Source organism: Bacterioplanoides sp., from assembly GCF_965219715.1.
In the GTDB taxonomy this organism is placed as follows: Bacteria; Pseudomonadota; Gammaproteobacteria; order Pseudomonadales; family Oceanobacteraceae; genus Bacterioplanoides.
This window is the reverse complement of sequence record NZ_OZ244785.1, coordinates 3,955,009-3,972,226: the sequence shown is the minus strand read 5'-3', so window position 1 is coordinate 3,972,226 and position 17,218 is coordinate 3,955,009. Positions and strand designations below refer to the sequence as shown.

18 protein-coding genes are annotated in these 17,218 nt (G+C 49.0%); 5 read left to right on the top strand and 13 right to left on the bottom strand.

What is annotated here, in order from left to right:
* Positions 1–6 precede the first annotated feature (6 nt).
* The 10 genes from ACOQOZ_RS18505 to ACOQOZ_RS18460 all read right to left on the bottom strand — a co-directional run bounded on the left by ACOQOZ_RS18505 (position 7) and on the right by ACOQOZ_RS18460 (position 9,657).
* Positions 7–537 carry a pilus assembly FimT family protein gene (locus ACOQOZ_RS18505; protein WP_420589629.1) on the bottom strand — a complete coding sequence of 177 codons (531 nt, stop codon included), beginning with the start codon at positions 535–537 and terminating at the stop codon, positions 7–9.
* Between the two features lie 96 nt (positions 538–633).
* The gene (locus ACOQOZ_RS18500; protein WP_420589628.1) at positions 634–1,854 is read right to left on the bottom strand and encodes a type II secretion system F family protein; all 1,221 of its coding nucleotides are present in this window, start codon (positions 1,852–1,854) and stop codon (positions 634–636) included.
* Positions 1,855–1,856: 2 nt separating this feature from the next.
* On the bottom strand, positions 1,857–3,563 hold the full coding sequence (locus ACOQOZ_RS18495; RefSeq protein ID WP_420589627.1) for a GspE/PulE family protein: 1,707 nt from the start codon (positions 3,561–3,563) through the stop codon (positions 1,857–1,859).
* Positions 3,564–3,566: 3 nt separating this feature from the next.
* Positions 3,567–4,541 (bottom strand): tetratricopeptide repeat protein, encoded by a 975-nt coding sequence (locus ACOQOZ_RS18490; RefSeq protein ID WP_420589626.1) that lies wholly within the window; start codon positions 4,539–4,541, stop codon positions 3,567–3,569.
* Positions 4,538–5,440: an ExeA family protein gene (locus ACOQOZ_RS18485; RefSeq protein ID WP_420592433.1), complete on the bottom strand. Its 903-nt coding sequence runs from the start codon at positions 5,438–5,440 to the stop codon at positions 4,538–4,540. Before ACOQOZ_RS18485 ends, ACOQOZ_RS18490 begins: the two co-directional genes overlap by 4 nt.
* Positions 5,441–5,451: 11 nt before the next feature.
* Positions 5,452–7,071 (bottom strand): pilus (MSHA type) biogenesis protein MshL, encoded by a 1,620-nt coding sequence (mshL, locus tag ACOQOZ_RS18480; RefSeq protein ID WP_420589625.1) that lies wholly within the window; start codon positions 7,069–7,071, stop codon positions 5,452–5,454.
* 8 nt (positions 7,072–7,079) lie between these two features.
* On the bottom strand, positions 7,080–7,427 hold the full coding sequence (locus tag ACOQOZ_RS18475) for a hypothetical protein (RefSeq protein WP_420589624.1): 348 nt from the start codon (positions 7,425–7,427) through the stop codon (positions 7,080–7,082).
* Positions 7,420–8,079: a hypothetical protein gene (locus ACOQOZ_RS18470; RefSeq protein WP_420589623.1), complete on the bottom strand. Its 660-nt coding sequence runs from the start codon at positions 8,077–8,079 to the stop codon at positions 7,420–7,422. The genes ACOQOZ_RS18475 and ACOQOZ_RS18470 overlap by 8 nt, the downstream gene beginning before the upstream one ends.
* Positions 8,076–8,735 (bottom strand): hypothetical protein, encoded by a 660-nt coding sequence (locus ACOQOZ_RS18465; RefSeq protein ID WP_420589622.1) that lies wholly within the window; start codon positions 8,733–8,735, stop codon positions 8,076–8,078. The genes ACOQOZ_RS18470 and ACOQOZ_RS18465 overlap by 4 nt, the downstream gene beginning before the upstream one ends.
* Positions 8,719–9,657 carry a hypothetical protein gene (locus tag ACOQOZ_RS18460; RefSeq protein WP_420589621.1) on the bottom strand — a complete coding sequence of 313 codons (939 nt, stop codon included), beginning with the start codon at positions 9,655–9,657 and terminating at the stop codon, positions 8,719–8,721. Before ACOQOZ_RS18460 ends, ACOQOZ_RS18465 begins: the two co-directional genes overlap by 17 nt.
* Positions 9,658–9,782: 125 nt before the next feature.
* Here ACOQOZ_RS18460 and trmL point away from each other — a divergent pair, with 125 nt between their 5' ends.
* Positions 9,783–10,250 carry a tRNA (uridine(34)/cytosine(34)/5-carboxymethylaminomethyluridine(34)-2'-O)-methyltransferase TrmL gene (gene trmL / locus ACOQOZ_RS18455; RefSeq protein WP_420589620.1) on the top strand — a complete coding sequence of 156 codons (468 nt, stop codon included), beginning with the start codon at positions 9,783–9,785 and terminating at the stop codon, positions 10,248–10,250.
* Positions 10,251–10,301: 51 nt separating this feature from the next.
* Here trmL and ACOQOZ_RS18450 read toward each other — a convergent pair whose 3' ends face one another.
* The 3 genes from ACOQOZ_RS18450 to ACOQOZ_RS18440 all read right to left on the bottom strand — a co-directional run bounded on the left by ACOQOZ_RS18450 (position 10,302) and on the right by ACOQOZ_RS18440 (position 11,910).
* Positions 10,302–10,658 (bottom strand): hypothetical protein, encoded by a 357-nt coding sequence (locus tag ACOQOZ_RS18450; RefSeq protein ID WP_420589619.1) that lies wholly within the window; start codon positions 10,656–10,658, stop codon positions 10,302–10,304.
* Between the two features lie 328 nt (positions 10,659–10,986).
* Entirely contained in the window at positions 10,987–11,460 is a 474-nt protein-coding gene (gene secB / locus ACOQOZ_RS18445) for a protein-export chaperone SecB (protein WP_420589618.1), read from the bottom strand.
* Positions 11,461–11,496: 36 nt separating this feature from the next.
* Positions 11,497–11,910 carry a rhodanese-like domain-containing protein gene (locus ACOQOZ_RS18440; RefSeq protein WP_420589617.1) on the bottom strand — a complete coding sequence of 138 codons (414 nt, stop codon included), beginning with the start codon at positions 11,908–11,910 and terminating at the stop codon, positions 11,497–11,499.
* 257 nt (positions 11,911–12,167) lie between these two features.
* Here ACOQOZ_RS18440 and gpmI point away from each other — a divergent pair, with 257 nt between their 5' ends.
* The 4 genes from gpmI (at position 12,168) to ACOQOZ_RS18420 (ending at position 17,210) form a co-directional block, all read left to right on the top strand.
* A complete protein-coding gene (gene gpmI / locus ACOQOZ_RS18435) occupies positions 12,168–13,709 on the top strand; it encodes a 2,3-bisphosphoglycerate-independent phosphoglycerate mutase (protein ID WP_420589616.1) in 1,542 nt (513 codons plus the stop codon).
* Between the two features lie 24 nt (positions 13,710–13,733).
* Entirely contained in the window at positions 13,734–14,858 is a 1,125-nt protein-coding gene (locus tag ACOQOZ_RS18430; RefSeq protein ID WP_420589615.1) for a murein hydrolase activator EnvC family protein, read from the top strand.
* Positions 14,859–14,946: 88 nt separating this feature from the next.
* A complete protein-coding gene (locus tag ACOQOZ_RS18425) occupies positions 14,947–16,353 on the top strand; it encodes a S41 family peptidase (protein WP_420592432.1) in 1,407 nt (468 codons plus the stop codon).
* On the top strand, positions 16,350–17,210 hold the full coding sequence (locus tag ACOQOZ_RS18420) for a divergent polysaccharide deacetylase family protein (RefSeq protein WP_420589614.1): 861 nt from the start codon (positions 16,350–16,352) through the stop codon (positions 17,208–17,210). Before ACOQOZ_RS18425 ends, ACOQOZ_RS18420 begins: the two co-directional genes overlap by 4 nt.
* Positions 17,211–17,218 lie beyond the last annotated feature (8 nt).

Here is a 17,218-nt window from a genome sequence, read left to right as displayed (position 1 = left end):
CTCCTGCTAATTGTATCGGACTTGCCATTTAATCCGGCCATTGGCCGGGTTATATTGAATAAATCTCTCGATCTCACTATCGACGTAGCGATAGCGGCAAACACCGGAATCCATTTCGGCAATAAATTCTGTTGTTGATCTTTTAAGCCCAGGTACTTCAACTTCCGGTGCCCGATCAACCAGCAAGGCGCGCCACAAATTACGACAGGCAAGTTCACCGTTAGCCAAGTTAGTTTCAATATTATTGTCTCCAATAATATTTTTTGGCCAACCTGAAGATGACATTATTACGTCACCTTTACCAAAAGTAGCTAGTGCACCTTTGGGCTTACCTGCTGCGTACCAGGCCTCTCTGGTTAAATACACGGCGGCTTTAAAACTACTTCCCACCGCACGCACTTTTGCATCCTTTGCGTCTTCAACAACATCAAGCATTTTCGGTATTAAAAAGGTAATTAAACCTCCCATTACTGACAGGGCGAGCCCTGTTTGTAACAAGCTGTAACCTTTATTTTTACCACACAGATTACTGTTCATATGCTTAGATAAATAATAGTTCAGTCGGTTTCAATTTTGGGGTGGAACTTACGAAATAAAACAATTCTTACATTACATTTTGTGAGGCAGATCAAATTATCGTGCGGCAGAACTAAGCTCCCATATCGGCAGAAACACGCCCAGGGCCAGTACCAGCACCAATGCGCCTAAAAAAGCCAATAAAATAGGTTCGACGGCATCGGCTAATTGTTTCAGTTCGTAATCGACTTCTTGTTCATAAAAGTCAGCAACGTCTCCGAGTAATTTATCGATAGCACCGGTTTCTTCACCAACAGCCATCATCTGAAGAACAAGCGGGGTAAATAATCCGGTTGCCGAAGCCGTATTTGTTAAACGATCACCACGTTCCACACCCGATAACATGCCGTTGATGGCATCACCAATAAATTTATTACCAACACTTTCTGCTACAATAGACAGGCTTTGCAGGATTGGCACACCAGCAGCCATCATCATTGAAAAAGACCGCGAAAATCTCGACAAAGCGATACGTTCAAAAATACTGCCAATCAGTGGGAATTTCAGTTTCTTACGATCCCACCATAAATTTCCGCTTTCCGTTTTAATGTAGCGGCTGAACATCAGCCAACCAGCGATACTACCAATTCCGATAGCCAGCCAATAATCCTGCATAAACTGCGAGCTATACATCAGTATCTTAGTGGCGAACGGTAAATCAGCGCCCAACTTGGCGAAAACGCTGGTGAAGTTCGGGATAACAAACATGGTGATAACCACCATAGCAACAACCATCGCAGCAATAACCATGGTTGGATAACGCAATGCGGATTTAACGCGTTTTTTGGTTTCCCGCTCAAGCTCCAGGTGAGCAACCAATTTAATCAATGCGTCATCCAGATTACCGGTTGTTTCACCGATGTGGATCATGCTGATATAAATGGGTGAAAAAACCCTATGGTACTGGCGGAATGCCGTTGATAGATCAGAGCCACTGATCAGAGAATCGGATATACCACGTAATAAATCTTTTAACGCTTCGTTGTTACTGGACTCGGCCAAACCGTTTAAGGCACGAATAATCGGAATACCGGCTTTTGTCAGAGCATAAAGCTGGCGGGTAAAGAGGATTAACTCGTCGCTGGATACTTTATCCTTAAACAGTTTTATTGCTTTTTTATCTTTATCGGTTGCAACACTGGCCTTTTTTTCATCCAGGCCAATAACAACGATGCCCCTCTCTTGCAGTGTAGTAACCGCAGCATTTGCACTCACCGCATTGAGACTGCCGTCAACTTTATTACCCTGCGTATCGCGCCCTTTATAAACAAACTCCATGATTAATCATCCAGAGTTGCAGAAACACGGAACACTTCATCCAGCGAAGTAATACCATCGCGGGCGTAATCAAGCGCACTCAGTGATAATGACCGGAACCCTGGGCTGTTAGCGGCCGCATCAGCAAAACCCTGGTTATCCTGACGCCGCAGACTCGATAACATTTCCGGTGTCACTTCCAACAATTCGTAAATACCAATCCGCCCCTGATAGCCGGTATTGTGGCATTGGTGACAACCACGCCCTTCGGTAAATCGGGCAGCAGAAGAACCCACTTCCAGATTCTCCAGCCAGACCTTTTCCTGACTTTTCACTTCATGGGGCTGCTGGCAGTGCTGGCACAGACGTTTAATAAGTCGCTGAGCAACCACGGCTCGTAAAGACGACGCCACCAGATAATTGTCCACCCCCATATCCATCAAACGCGCAGCAGCCGATGCGGCATCATTGGTGTGTAATGTCGACAGCACCATATGACCCGTCATTGCGGCTCGCAGTCCAATCTCTGCCGTTTCATGGTCACGCATCTCACCCACCAGTACGATATCCGGATCCTGGCGCAGCGCAGCCCGCAACACAGTGGAAAACTCAAGTCCAACCTTAGGGTTAACCTGAACCTGATTAATACGTGGCAAACGATATTCGATGGGATCTTCTGCCGTAATAATTTTCTTTTCTGGCTTATTTAAAGATGTCAGCGCCGCGTACAATGTGGTCGTTTTACCGCTACCGGTTGGCCCGGTAACCAGAATCAAGCCATGAGGGCGATGAATCAGGTAGTCAAAGCGCTTTTGCAGCGCAGCAGGCATTCCCAGAGATTCCATCGATAACATGCCAGCACTCTGATCCAGCAAACGCATGACGACCGATTCACCAAATTGCACCGGCATGGTCGATAAACGCACATCGATATTTTTATTTAATACGCGAATATTAAAACGACCATCCTGCGGCAAACGTTTCTCGGATATATCCAGTCCTGACATAATTTTCAGTCGGGATACCAGCGCCGACGCAACACGTCTTTCTTTTACCACCTGCTCCTGTAACTCGCCATCGACCCGTAAACGAATTCGCAGTTGGCTTTCTTCAGGTTCAATATGAATATCCGACGCTTTTATCTGTACGGCATCTTCAAATAAACTCTGTAATAAACGCACAACCGGTGCTTCGTTACTGTCGCTGGAAAGCGCCAGTTCAGAAATATCGAAGTCGCTGCTCTGTAGCTCGCCTTCCAGTTCGCCGGCAATACTGGCCATTTGCTCCTGACGACGATAGGACGAATCTAAAACAGACAGCAATTCCTGTTCACGCACAAACGCCGGTAATACCGGTTTTTTCAGAATGCGCTGCAGGTCATCAATGGTCATCAGGTCGGTAGGATCTGCCATTCCGACCAGTAACCCGGAATTCTCTTCCCCTAAAATTACACAGCGAAAGCGCCGTGCCTGAGTTTCCGGCAACCGCTGAATCAGGTCAGGAATTAATTTGAATCGCGCCAGGTCAATAAACGGATAATTAAAATAATCGGCTAATGCCTGAAGTAGCTGATCTTCCGCAACAAAGCCTAAATCGGTAATTGCGCGACCGATTTTTTTTCCGGTTTTCTTTTGTTCTGCCAGCGCCTGCATCAGCTGATCTTCATCGATCAGCCCTTTTTCCATTAACAGGTCGCCAACCCGGACTTTTTTACGTGACTGTAGTGCCATAAATTACCTCAGGCCTTCCAGTTTGTTTTCCACCCAGCGACGCTGACCAGGTTGAAGTGAATAGCCGGTTAATATCTGGTTGAAAAGGGTTTCTGCCTGCTGTTGCTGACCTTGCTGCTCCAATACCAGAGCTAATGCAATTGACCAGTTGACCACGGACGGCTGTTTGTCGATCAGCCTTTGATAACTGGCCGCAGCCTGGGGATAAGCCGCCATCATATGCAAGCCTGGCGCTGCAGTGCTGAGCCAGGCAATGGAATCGGTTCCCTGATGCTGGTTATAAAAGCTGAGGAACTGATCAAATTGCTTTTCCTCAAGCAATATCCGTAATTTGTTGTGCAGTAATTTCTGTTTCAGTGACGGATCAAGGCCATCAGATTGCAGCAACTTCTCTGCAATATCACCCGCTTGTGCCCACTGCTTCTGGCGCATCAGAGTCAACATATAGGAATATTGTTGATGTGATTGCTGATCGCGCTGACTGATCAACAAATGGCTACCCTCTTCCGCAGCAGGACGCTGTATCTGTTTAGCCTGATCACTCTCTGAAACGTTCGATTCCGTTACGGGCTCTTCTACAACTTTAACGGCTGCTGGAGTCACCTGAGATTCTTCAAACGCCACACTGTCTGCTGGTGATAACTCCAGGGTTTCGACCGATTCAGTTTTTACAGCTGATTGAATATCAGGCGTTGCAGGCTCGATCAACTCTGACTGAACCTCAGCCATAAGCGCCTTATTTTCTGTTTTAGCAGCAGCGTCAGAATATAAATTTTCTTCATTCGAACTACTGAATCCCGGCTGGCTTTGCCATAACCAAACCGTCATCAGAGCTATCAGAACTAAAACTCCGGCGATTGAAATAAGCGTCCAGTTGAGCGGCGATTTTTCTTCCAGTTTCAGCGCTTCCGGAACAATAACAATATCCTGGTCACCACGATCATCAATATTACGTAATACCTGATGCACCAGACTCATAAAGCCACCACTGCAGTTGCTGCCAACAGAACAAGATAGAACCAGGGAATTTTTTTACTCTCTTCCGTATATGAAAATTCAGTATCTTTAATTGCCAGATCAACATGACGGGCCTCAAGCTGCACGCTGCCAGCGCCGTAACCAACCAGCAACGCTTTATTGGCAATGATATTCACCAGCCTTGGAACACCTTGCGTAGCACTCCATAATCGCTGAATCGCCTTTTTGGAAAATACAGGTAAGCCCTTATAACCCGCCAGACACATACGCTGCTGCAGATACAAGGCCAGGCTCTCGTGGTTGTTCAGAGGGTTAAGTTTTGAAGATGAAGTAATGCGCTGATATAGCTGACGCATATTTTCCTGGCCGAGAGTTCTATCCAGCTCTGGCTGACCAAATAACACGATCTGCACCAGCTTTTGCTTCTCCGTCTCCAGGTTAGAAATCAGACGTAACGCCTCAAGAGTTTTCTCAGGCATCGATTGCGCTTCATCAATAATCAACACCACTTGCTTCTTATTCAGTGCACATCGGATCAGGTATTTTTCCAACTCTGCTCTGAGCGCTGCACTGTCAGGAAACAGGGAATAATCGATCGCGAATTCTCGCGCGATGGCCTGCCATAAACCGTCGGCATCAACGGCGGGGTTCGGAACATACGCACTGATAAATTCCTGTTGCTCCAGCGTATTCAACAGGCGTCGGCATAACATGGTTTTACCAGTCCCGACTTCACCGGTAACCTTGATAAAACCTTCACCGGATGCCAGTGCGTATATCAGCATATCGAATGCCTGCTTCTGGCTGGGAAGATCAACATAAAAGTCGGTATTTGGTGTCAGCCCAAACGGAGCTTCAGTCAGGCCATAAAACCGACTGCAGTCGCTGGCCAATCGCATCGCTTCCACAATCAACCCTCCTGAATCAGCACCTGAGAATAACGCTTATTCATATAGTCGATTTGATCCTGGCTCAGACCGGAACCAATCACTTTTGGCTGTAGCAAAATAACCAGCTCGCTTTGTAACACCTGGCGACGCTCCTGGCGGAATAACCAGCCCAAAATCGGAATATCACCCAACAGCGGTACACTAGCTTCAGTGATCTGCTGACGGTTTTGCATCAAACCACCGATAACCACAATCTGGCCGGAGCGTGCTTTTACAATAGAATCCGTTTCGCGCACCCGGCTAAAAGCCAGCGGCAGATTATAATCACTGTCGCCCAGAGCAATGGTTTTAACCCGCTCTTCGACTTCGGTGACAGTTGGATGTACGTGCAGAATCACTTCATCTTTGTCACCCACCTGAGGAGTTACATCCAGAGCAATTCCTGAAAAGAAAGGCGTGAGTTCAATTTCCGGTGCTTCGGTAGTACCGGTATTAGACGTCGTCGTATTATTGGTTACTTCCGTTACGAAAAACTCATCAGTGCCCACTTTAATAACCGCTTTTTGATTATTTACTGTGGCAATTCTCGGGCTCGACAGAACTTTTACATCGCCTTGTGTTTCCAGCAGTTGCAGCGCACCGGCAAAATCACCAACACGGAAATTTAATGAGAAAATACCCTGTATACGATCAGGATTGGTTAGCTGTTCTGAAGTGAGCCCTGTGTCCCAGGAGTTTTTGCTGCTGCGCGCTGATAATGTGTTCCAGTTGATTCCCGACTGGAAACCATCATTCAGTGTCACTTCGATAATTTTAGCTTCGATTAACACCTGCTTTTGCACGCTTAATTCGGCCTTATCCAGATAGTGCTCAATGGTTGCGATGGTATTGGGCATACCTTTAACAATGACAATGCCTGCATGAGCATCAACCACAACCTTCGCGTCCTCTTCACTACTGATCATTAACTGCAGGGTTTTATGCAGGTTACTCCAAAAATCCGTACCCGACTCGGTTTCTACCCGTGAGGTATTAATGGTCTGTGTCTGAGTCTGGCTGGTTTTATTATTACCATTGGAATTGTTGCCAGAATTGGTGGTTTTACTGCTCACCTGGCCACTGCTGACACGCATACCAGATTTTCCTTCACGTTTCACGTTAAGGTAATTAATCGGAAAAATTTCAGTACGCTGCTGGCGCGGTAAAATCTGAATGCCATACAGTGATTGATTAAAATCAAAACCATAAATATCACGCACTGCCGATAACGCTTCCAATAAGGTTACGTTTTTAACATTCAGCGAAATTTCACCTTTTACATCCGGATGAACGACCAGGTTCTGATCGGTACCATCCACCAGGCTATTAAAAAAAGTTTTAGCGGGTACTTTGCGCGCAACCACGTCAAACCGGCTCTCACTCTCTGAGGCTGGTGTATCAATGGCGGGCAGCAGTTGTTCCGGATCAAAAATCCGTGCTCTGCGTGGCAATGGCTCTGCTTGTAACAGCACCTCAGCAGGCTGAGCTGCAACATCCGTTTCAGGTTTCTCAGCCGTGGTTGTACAGCCGAGCAATGACAGAGTCAGGGCTACGGCTGTGATCTTGCTTCCTTGCCGACGAACTTGAGTTAAGAATCTCATTGGTATCACTAATTCCTATTATCTGATCGGCTAACAGACACTTTTGTTCTATTCAGTAAAGACAGGGTTAATCGTTTTTGCGAGATATTCAGAACAACCGAGTCCGCTTTAATAGCAACTACCTTTGCTCCGGCAACCTTGTCTCCGGTTTTAACCAGTTGATTATTAATCACCGCCAGACGCTTACCGCTGCGATTGAGTACTTGCTGCAAATTGAATTGGCTCCGGTCAATCGTCTGTTTTTTTACCGGTGCATTGCCACTCAACCAGCCGGGAGGTTGAGTAGGATCTGCCGCCTGAGCGACAAACGCAGAGCAAGCAGTAAACAGCAGAAAACCAATAATTAAGCTACGCACCTAACACCTCCTCACGAGTGCTCAGGGTATACACTTCAAGTGTTAATTCCCCTTTGGGATAGCGGCTGACCTTATATTCCAGCGACTGCCAGTAAACACGCCATTTCAACGCATCCAATCGTTTTAAGTACGCAACCAAACTCGGGTAAGTAGCTGTAACCGTTATTTTTAACCCGTGGCGAAAAAGACGGCTTTGATCGTCACCTTCTTCCAGTTCAATCTGCTCTTTAGGAACACTCACCAGACTGGTGACTTTTAAACGTTTATCCTGCGTCAGCATCTGCTCAAGGATTTCAACCATGTTTTCCGTTGAAACCAAAGCGTCTGTAAGGTTGCCAATACGTAGCTGCACATTGCGCGATTCTGCTTCCAGTGCTTCGATTTGATCGCGTATTGCCTGATTGGGGTCGATAACCGGTGTGTTTTGCAGCTCATTCAATTGCTGTTCAAAACGGCTGTTTTCTGCACTCAGCAATGACGCTTCATCCCGCTGAGAAAGAGCCGACGAAAAAAACGGTTCGACTAAAAATACAAAAAAGACAAAAACCAGCAACGCATTTAACGTGATTTGAGTAAGCAGTTTTTCACGCTCATTCAAATCCAGGTACGCGGCAATTGCGCGGGCGATATGGGGTTGTTGCCACCAATTCATTGTTGCTCTCCCACGGCCAGCTGCTCGATCAGATCATTTTTTTCCTGCTCATCACGGGCACGGGTATCCAACTCAAATTTCAGCCAGCTGTTACCTTCATTTTTTTGCAGATCAATAAAACGAAATGCCCGGTTTTTGTAAGCACTGCGATTCACCAGAGAGGAGATATACGGAGACAGTTTCGCCGGATCATCAACATAACCGTTCAGGCCAATACGCTGGCCTTGCTCATCAATGACAAAGCTTTGTAACCAGACACCTTTGATATCCTGCTCTCCCAATTGCTCGACCATCGGCGTAAAGGAATGACTCTGCTCCAACTGTCCCTGAGTCAGGTAGCGCAGGATTTTTTGGTTTGCCATCAAACGCTGCTCTTGCAGCTGTTTTTGCTGCTCAAGACCACTATCAGCGGTTAGCGGTGGACGCTCAGCTTTTATGGTTTCCAGCTGTTGTTGCAGAAACGCCTGCTGCTGACGGGCATTATCTAAAGCACGACCCTGCCAACCGGAATAACTCCAGACACACACAAACACCACCAGCATTAACGACATCAATGCCGCGGAAATAAGCAACAACCGCGCAATCTCATCCGGCAGTTGCGGTGGCTTAAACTCGTCGGTATAAAAATTAACGCGCTGCTTAATCTGCCAGCTCATAAGACAAGCTCCCTCCTAACGCAGTCGCCAGGGAGGCGGTTAGCGGCATACCAGCCGGCATACGATTAAAGCTACTATCGAGTGACAGGGTGCGAATTGGCGTATTGACCGCTTCTTCCAACTCAGGCAATACCTGGTCCAGTTCGATGGTGTCGGGAATTAATGCCCAGATCTGACCGACACTGCCCATACCCAGCTGGCTTTCGAAATAATCCATCGAGCGCTGTAGCTCAAGCGCCAGTTTTTCCATGCGGCTATCGGTTTCCAGGCTGAGCTCATCAGTCATGCCATCCTGCAAGCCAAGATCATTAGTTCCCACCGCCAATGGCCGTGTCAGATACAAACCACCGTTGTGATAGAGGTACAAAATGCCCTCGGCCGGATCCAGGCGTAAAACACCAACACTGGTTTCCGGCTCAATTTCTGCCACCAGCTGCAACATGCTTAATTCAGGAATGGTAATTTCAGCAAGAATCAGCTGGTTCTGTTCACACCAATCAACCAACTGACGAATACGGCTTTTTTCAATGGCCGCAGCAAAAGCCATATCCATACGACCACGATAAGCGTCTGCTGGTAACCGGAACGCCTGCACGGCAATATCCTCCAGCGGCTTATTAACCAGATCTTTTAAGCGGAAGCGCAGCGCGTCACTGAGCTCTTCATCCGGTACCTGTGGCGCCTCGACCAGGTGTAACTCGTAATCGCGTTGATCCAGAGAAATCGTCACTGCAAGCTGTTGATAACCCTGTTTTCCGAGCCAATTAGCGATACCATCCAGCCCCTGCTCATCGCTATCCGGCAAATAGCGATCGACCACACCACTGGCATCGCGTAATACAGCAAACGCCTGACTATTGTGCAGCTCAATGCCTAAGCACCGCTGATTGTCGATCTTCTGTTTCTGCCAGGGCCAGCGCATGGCGTTCCTCTATAAAACACGGGAGTGTGTAATAGAGTGTAGACCAGCTTTTGGCCTGCATAGTCTTACCGTTCAGACGTGACTATAATGTCGCCACCCGATAGCGCTGAAATTGACCTGAATCCATGTTTAATATCGTTTTATTCGAGCCAGAAATCCCACCCAACACCGGCAACATCATCCGCTTGTGCGCCAACACCGGTTGCCAGCTGCACCTTATTGAGCCTCTTGGCTTTAATATGGAAGAGAAGGCATTGCGCCGTGCTGGGTTGGATTATCACGAGTGGGCAAATGTCAGAATCCATAAAAATTTCGATGCTTTTATAGCTAATGAGAATCCGGAAACACTTTATTGCCTGACTACCAAAGGCAAAACGACCCATTCGTCAGTGGCGTTTAACAAAGGTGACTATCTGATGTTTGGCCCTGAGACCCGCGGCCTGCCCGAAGAGGTCCGCATGATGTTTCCACAGGAGCAGTGGTTGCGTTTACCGATGATGGCTGACAGCCGCAGCATGAATCTGTCTAATTGTGTATCAGTGATGGTATATGAAGCCTGGCGCCAGATTGGCTATGAAGGTGCGATAGGGTAAAACCGTCACCAAACAAACCTGCTGTGAATAACAGCAGGTTTGAAAACTGGGTTATTCCTGAGAAGCTACCGCTTTTGTTTCTTCTTCAGCAGCTTCAACAACGTTTGCATCGCCAATTTCAGCGTTTGCTGACGCTTGTTTTTCTTGCGCTGCTACTTCTTTAGTGACTTCAGCCTGAACAGCTTCTGCTTCCTGCTCTGTCGCAACGGCTTCTTCGCTGACAACTTCTGCTTCCTCAACAGCCACTTCAGCTTCAGTAGCCAACTCCACTTCGGCGTCACTAACTGCCGCTGCTTGATTAGGTGCTACAGCCTGTCCGGCAGCTTTTTCGTCCTGGCAGGCAGTGATTAACAGCATGCTACTGGCAACCGCAATCATTACCTGAAAAGTTTTAACTAGTTTCAACATTGTTCTCCATATGTGCTTTGTCTGGCTTTTGCAGCCTTTTTGTAATGAGTTACGACACTTTTCTCCCTGAAACAATCTGGCTTTCCATGACTCTGACGTAACCATGAGATTCACCCAGACGGGGGTCTCAGCGCCCGCATGTTAATAACAAATAAGTTAATTAATTACTGAAAAAAGCTCAGACTGAGAACCACAGCACACTGCCAACAACAGCGGAGCGGACAAAACCAGAAACTGACGGAAGCAGACCAATCCGGCGTTTTGGCCATAAAAAAACGCCGCATGTTTTCACATACGGCGTTTTTGCAAGACTGAAAGAGCGTAAAACTTACTGAATCGTTTCCGTGCTTTCAGATTTCTCTGCCTGAGCCTGTTGCTCCTGCATCAGACGCTGCTGGTACAGCGCATCAAAGTTGATTGGTGCCAGCATCAGAGCCGGGAATCCACCTTTTACAACCAGCGCATCAACGCTTTCACGCAGGTATGGGAACAGGATGTTCGGACACATCGCACCCAGCATTGGCTGCAGCTGTTCTTCAGGAATGTTGGCAATAGTGAACAGACCCGCCTGCTCCAGCTCTACCAGAAATGCAGTTTCTTCTGCATTCGTTGCCGTAATTGTTACCTTGATGGTTACTTCAAAGTGCTGCTCGTCCAGCTTACGGGCACCGGAGTTCAGATCCAGTTTGATTTCTGGCTTCCACTCTTTTGTGAAAGCAGCGGGTGCATTCGGCGCTTCAAAAGAAACGTCTTTGGTGTATATGCGCTGCAGTGCAAATTGCGCTTGGTTCTCTTCTGCCATTGTCTTAGATCCTTAAACTCTTATTGTCGCCTGAGGTTACTTTTTAACCACAGGCAGGTTTTGTGCGTTCCACTCCATCATGCCACCGCTCAGGCGTACAGCGTTGTAGCCTTGCTCACGCAGCATTTTGCCCGCCATGCTCACCGTCTGACCGGTTTTACATACCAGAATGATGGGTTTTTCTTTATGAATGGTTAACTCATTCATGCGGTTTGCCAGATTGGCATAGGGAATGTTCAGAGCATTGGCCAGGTGACCCTTACCAAATTCGCCCTTGTCACGAATATCCAGTACCACAGCGTTTTCTTTGTTAATCAGCTGGGTAGCCTGAGCGGTTGATACCGTCTGACCGGCACGCTGGTTGTTGTCCCACAGCAGCGCTGCCAGAAATGCACCCCAGATACCTACTAACCACCAGTGATTGCCAATGAATTCGAAAAGCTGATCCATACAAGACCTATATTGTTAATCTGATTGATGACCGCTGGATGACATTGCTGCGTACAACAAAGCACCATTACGGCGAAAATTTTGAGCGCGCAGTATAGCGCTCAGCCGACCCGGTCACCACCGCCGTCCTTTCTATTTGGGCGCTTTTTATGCTTTTACAACCCCAATTATCCGCACTGGCGCAGCAAAGATGCCGCAGCCCGGCAATTTAGGTACAATGCCGGCCTTTTCTTTATTTCTGAGTTGAGTGTTTTTACATGACGTCACGTCCTACTCCAACCGCACTGATCATCCTGGATGGCTGGGGCCATCGTGAAGAAACCGAACACAATGCCATCGCCAATGCGCCAACCCCAACCTGGGATCGTCTGCTGCAACAATATCCAAACGCACTGGTACAAACTTCTGGTGCCGCAGTGGGTTTGCCGGACGGTCAGATGGGTAACTCAGAAGTCGGACATATGAACCTCGGTGCTGGCCGCATCGTTTACCAGAACTACACCCGTATCAACAAAGCCATTAGCGATAATGAGCTGCAAAACAATGAAGCCCTGGTAGCGGCGATGGATAAAGCCATTGCAGCTGATGGCGCCGTGCATTTTGTTGGCCTGCTTTCACCGGGTGGTGTGCACAGCCACGAAGATCACCTGGTTGCGCTGCTGGAAATGGCCAAAGCCAAAGGCGTTAAACGCTCCAACGTACATGGCATTCTGGACGGCCGAGATATGCCACCGCGTTCCGCCGAACCATCCATCAAACTGATTGAAGAAAAGCTGGCCGAGTTAGGCAATGGCAAGCTGGCGACTGTGATCGGCCGCTTCTATTCCATGGACCGTGACAACCGCTGGGATCGCGTAGAAGCTGGTTATGCCGCCATGACCGAAGGCAAAGCGCCGTTTACTGCTGCCAACGGTATCGAAGCTTTGAATGCGGCTTACCAACGCGACGAAAACGACGAATTCGTTCAGGCCACCGTGATTGGTGACGCCGATGCTCAGGTGAAAGATGGCGACAGTATCATCTTCTTTAACTTCCGTCCGGACCGTGCCCGTGAGCTGACCCGTGCGTTTGTTGAGGGTGCAGACTTTGATGGCTTTGAACGTGCCGTGACGCCAGAACTGTCTGACTTTGTGATGATGACAGAATACGCCGCTACCATTCCGGCCAGCTGTGCGTTTCCTCCGGCTAAACTGGTGAATGGTATTGGCGAATACGTTTCCAGCCTGGGTCTGAAGCAGCTGCGTATTGCCGAAACTGAAAAATACGCCCACGTTACTTTCTTCTTCTCCGGTGGTCGCGAAGAACTGTACGACGGCGAAACCCGTGAATTGGTCCAGTCTCCGGACGTTGCGACTTACGACTTACAGCCAGAAATGAGCGCGCCTGAAGTGACTGACAAACTGGTTGCTGCAATTAAGTCGCAGGAATACGACCTGATCGTCTGTAATTACGCCAACGGCGATATGGTGGGTCACACCGGTTCTTACGAAGCAACACTGAAAGCAGCGGAAGCCATTGATGCCAGCCTGAAGCGTGTTACCGAAGCATTACTGGAAGTCGGTGGCGAATGTCTGATCACCGCCGACCACGGCAATGCCGAAATGATGATGGATGAACAGGGTCGACCAATGACTCAGCACACCACCGGCCCGGTTGATATGATTTACGTTCATGGTCGCGAGCAGCAGCTGGAACTGAAACCTGGTCGCTTATGTGATGTATCCCCAACATTACTGGCCATGATGGGTCTGGAGCAGCCGGCAGAAATGGCCGGTGACGCTTTAATCGACTTTTCCTGATACGTTGCTGCAGGGATTCGCATCATGTTCAAACACCTGACTCTGCTACTCACCGCCGCGCTGCTCTGCAGCACGGTGGCTGCCAATGACGAGCAACAACTGAGTAACCTGAAACAGGAAATCAAAAAACTCGAGCAGTGGCTGAACACCGCACGGGACGAGCACAGTCAGCTGGATCAGGCATTGCGCAAATCCGATCTGGAAATTTCCGAGCTGCTGAAAAAAATCGAAACCACCCGAACTGAGCTGAAGGAGGAGCAATCCCGCCTAAAAAAGCTCCGTCTGGAGCAAAGCCAGCTCCGTGAATTAAAGCAGCAGCACCGACAGCATTTGGCTGAGCAACTGCGCTCGGCACAAAAGCTGGGGGATCAGGGCCCGCTGAAACTGCTGCTGAATCAGGACGACCCGCAACAAGTGCAGCGCATGATGCGCTACTTTGACTACTTCAACGCGGCCCGTATCAAAAATATCCAACGTTTACTCGCCGAGCTGCAACGTCTCGACACCATCGCCGAACAAATTCAGCAACAAGAGCTGAAGCTGCAACAAAGTGAAAACCGCCTGCTAAAACAGAACCGGGCATTAACAGCGCGCAAACAGCAACAGAAAAAGCTGCTCGCCAGTTTGTCAAAGCAGCTGTCCAACAGAGAGCAGCGGTTACAGCGCAAGCAGGCCGACCGTAAGCGCCTGGAAAAATTACTCGGCGAAGTGCAAACGCTGATCAGCAACAGCCCACGTAAAAACGACGAACGCCCTTTCCGCGCCATGAAAGGTAAATTACCTCGCCCAGCCAGCGGCCGTGTCGCCAAAGCGTTCGGCAACCGCCGTGATCAACATGCGCGCTGGGATGGTTGGTTGATTAATACCCGCGAAGGGCAAAAAGTACGCGCTGTTCACCACGGCCGTGTGGTGTTTTCCGACTGGTTACGGGGTTTTGGTCTGATCACTATTATTGATCATGGCCATGGTTACCTCAGCCTGTACGCTCACAACCAGACACTGTTCCACGAAGTGGGCACCTGGGTGAATCAGGGCGACACGCTGGCATTGTCGGGAATCAATCAGGACAGTGGCAAAGCGAATCTGTATTTTGAGATCCGCCATCAGGGTCGGCCACAAGATCCGGCCGCCTGGCTGAAACGACGCTAAACACTTTATGACTGGCGAAAGTTTTTAAAGATATGACTTTTGTGCCATTCTTCAGGATATTCGTTCTATTTTGAGTTACTTCATGCCCATGTTTGCAGCGCCTTCCTTAAACCTGATTCGCTCCGTTATTGTTGCCCTGGCTCTGGCTCCGGCCGCTTTCGCAGAACCACCTGCGCAACAGGAAATCGGTCAGGAAGTCGCCGTCCCCGGCAAACTACCATTACGCGAATTGCGTAATTTCACTGAGATTTTTGAACGCATCCGCACCTCTTATGTTGAAGAAGTGGATGATAAAACGCTGCTGGAATACGCCATTCAGGGCATGCTGACATCCCTTGATCCTCACTCCGCCTACCTGCAGCCGGAAGCGTTCAGCGATCTGCAGGAAAATACTTCCGGTAAGTTTGGTGGCCTTGGCATCGAAGTCGGCATGGAAGATGGTTTGATCCGTGTTGTGACTCCAATTGATGACACTCCGGCGCAACGCGCGGGTATCAAAAGCGGCGACCTGATTGTCACCCTCGATGGCGAAGCGGTCATGGGTATGACCCTGAGCGATGCGGTTGATCGCATGCGTGGAGAACCCGGCTCTGAAATCACTCTGGAAGTGCGCCGCAAAAACGAAAAAGAATTGCTGACCTTCACTCTCGAACGTGCCGAGATTAAGGTCGCCAGTGTCCGCACTGAAACCCTCAGTGGTGGCATTGGTTATGTTCGTATCACTCAGTTCCAGGAGAAAACCGGTCCCGAGCTGAATAAAGCCATCGAAAAATGGACCTCCGCCGACCAACCTCTGAACGGCATTATCCTCGATATGCGGAACAACCCGGGTGGCGTGTTAGACGCTGCCGTTGAAGTCGTCGACGCCTTTATCAGTGAAGGCCTGATTGTCTACACCAAAGGCCGTGCAGTGAATTCTGAATTGCGCTTCTCCGCCACTGAACACACGGTCGCGGCAGACATTCCGGTTGTGGTGCTGATTAATGGTGGTTCAGCGTCGGCCTCCGAAATTGTTGCCGGCGCCCTGCAGGATCATAAGCGTGCAGTGATTGTCGGGACCCGCTCGTTTGGTAAAGGCTCCGTACAAAGCGTACTGCCGATTACCAATGACGAAGCCATCAAGCTGACTACCGCCCGCTACTTTACCCCTGATGGCCGTTCGATTCAGGCCCATGGTATTGAGCCGGATATCCGCGTGGAACAAAGCGAAGTCACCCCGTATGAGAACCGCTTCTACAAAGAATCGGATCTGCCGGGTCACCTGAAGAATCCGGAAGATGACAGTGAAGAGTCACAGGCTCAGGCAGACAACAACGAAGACACCATTGGCCCGAATGAGCTGCTGAAGAAAGACTTCCAGTTGTACGAGGCCCACACCTTGTTGCGGGGTGTGACTATTTTGTCACCGACCTCCGGTAAGACTTCCGCACAGAACTCTGCAGCTGACAACGACGAAAACGACACTCTGGCTAAGGCGAAGTCTCAACAAAAATGATCACGCTTTGCCAAAAGCCGGGCTGGCTGCCCGGCTTTTTTTTCGCCTTTTTTACCCTGTTGATGTCAGCACCACTGGTTTCTGCCACGGATGCTGATAACAATGACGTGAACCTGATCATTATTATTGATGATATTGGTAACAATCGAAAACTGGGACAACGCACTCTGGCCTTACCCGGGCCGTTAAACCTGGCTTTTCTGCCTCACACACCCTTTGCCCGATCGTTAGCCGAACAGGCCCATAATCGCGGCCATAGCATTATGCTTCACTCCCCAATGGCGAACAAAAACAACGCCAAGCTGGGGCCTGGCGCCATGACTCTGGATATGGATGAACAACAATGGCGCCAGACACTGCTTGATAACATTCATGCGGTGCCGTTTGTCCAGGGAGTAAATAACCACATGGGCAGCCTGCTAACAGAAAGCCCTGAGGCAATGTCGGTAGTAATGAACACGCTGCAACAACAAGGACTGTTCTTTGTGGATAGTCTGACCACCGCTCGCAGCGTTGCTTCTCAACAAGCCGCAGCGGCTGGATTACCCCACCTGACACGCGATATTTTTCTCGATCATGTGGTCACCCAAGAGGCAATATCACGCCAGTTCGACAAAGCCGTCAAACTCGCTAAAAACCGCGGTATTGCTGTGGTTATCGGCCACCCTTACCCGGAAACACTACAGTTTCTCGACGAAAAACTGAACCATTCGGGCCAACATCAGATTAAGCTCCACAGTGCGCATCAATACCTGTACGATCGTCTCTGGAACGCGGTACCCAGCCCTTCTTCACGCTATCAGCTCCAGCCTTTTAAGCTGCCGGCTCTGCAATCCGCTAACGACAGAAGCCACTGATTTCTGAG

What these genes read in the sequence shown, in the direction of transcription:
- ACOQOZ_RS18505 (WP_420589629.1), bottom strand. Translation starts at nt 537, where the DNA reads ATGAACAGTAATCTGTGTGGTAAAAATAAAGGTTACAGCTTGTTACAA.
- ACOQOZ_RS18500 (WP_420589628.1), bottom strand. Translation starts at nt 1,854, where the DNA reads ATGGAGTTTGTTTATAAAGGGCGCGATACGCAGGGTAATAAAGTTGAC.
- ACOQOZ_RS18495 (WP_420589627.1), bottom strand. Translation starts at nt 3,563, where the DNA reads ATGGCACTACAGTCACGTAAAAAAGTCCGGGTTGGCGACCTGTTAATG.
- ACOQOZ_RS18490 (WP_420589626.1), bottom strand. Translation starts at nt 4,541, where the DNA reads ATGAGTCTGGTGCATCAGGTATTACGTAATATTGATGATCGTGGTGAC.
- ACOQOZ_RS18485 (WP_420592433.1), bottom strand. Translation starts at nt 5,440, where the DNA reads ATGCGATTGGCCAGCGACTGCAGTCGGTTTTATGGCCTGACTGAAGCT.
- mshL (WP_420589625.1), bottom strand. Translation starts at nt 7,071, where the DNA reads ATGAGATTCTTAACTCAAGTTCGTCGGCAAGGAAGCAAGATCACAGCC.
- ACOQOZ_RS18470 (WP_420589623.1), bottom strand. Translation starts at nt 8,079, where the DNA reads ATGAATTGGTGGCAACAACCCCATATCGCCCGCGCAATTGCCGCGTAC.
- ACOQOZ_RS18465 (WP_420589622.1), bottom strand. Translation starts at nt 8,735, where the DNA reads ATGAGCTGGCAGATTAAGCAGCGCGTTAATTTTTATACCGACGAGTTT.
- ACOQOZ_RS18460 (WP_420589621.1), bottom strand. Translation starts at nt 9,657, where the DNA reads ATGCGCTGGCCCTGGCAGAAACAGAAGATCGACAATCAGCGGTGCTTA.
- trmL (WP_420589620.1), top strand. Translation starts at nt 9,783, where the DNA reads ATGTTTAATATCGTTTTATTCGAGCCAGAAATCCCACCCAACACCGGC.
- ACOQOZ_RS18450 (WP_420589619.1), bottom strand. Translation starts at nt 10,658, where the DNA reads ATGTTGAAACTAGTTAAAACTTTTCAGGTAATGATTGCGGTTGCCAGT.
- secB (WP_420589618.1), bottom strand. Translation starts at nt 11,460, where the DNA reads ATGGCAGAAGAGAACCAAGCGCAATTTGCACTGCAGCGCATATACACC.
- ACOQOZ_RS18440 (WP_420589617.1), bottom strand. Translation starts at nt 11,910, where the DNA reads ATGGATCAGCTTTTCGAATTCATTGGCAATCACTGGTGGTTAGTAGGT.
- gpmI (WP_420589616.1), top strand. Translation starts at nt 12,168, where the DNA reads ATGACGTCACGTCCTACTCCAACCGCACTGATCATCCTGGATGGCTGG.
- ACOQOZ_RS18430 (WP_420589615.1), top strand. Translation starts at nt 13,734, where the DNA reads ATGTTCAAACACCTGACTCTGCTACTCACCGCCGCGCTGCTCTGCAGC.
- ACOQOZ_RS18425 (WP_420592432.1), top strand. Translation starts at nt 14,947, where the DNA reads ATGTTTGCAGCGCCTTCCTTAAACCTGATTCGCTCCGTTATTGTTGCC.
- ACOQOZ_RS18420 (WP_420589614.1), top strand. Translation starts at nt 16,350, where the DNA reads ATGATCACGCTTTGCCAAAAGCCGGGCTGGCTGCCCGGCTTTTTTTTC.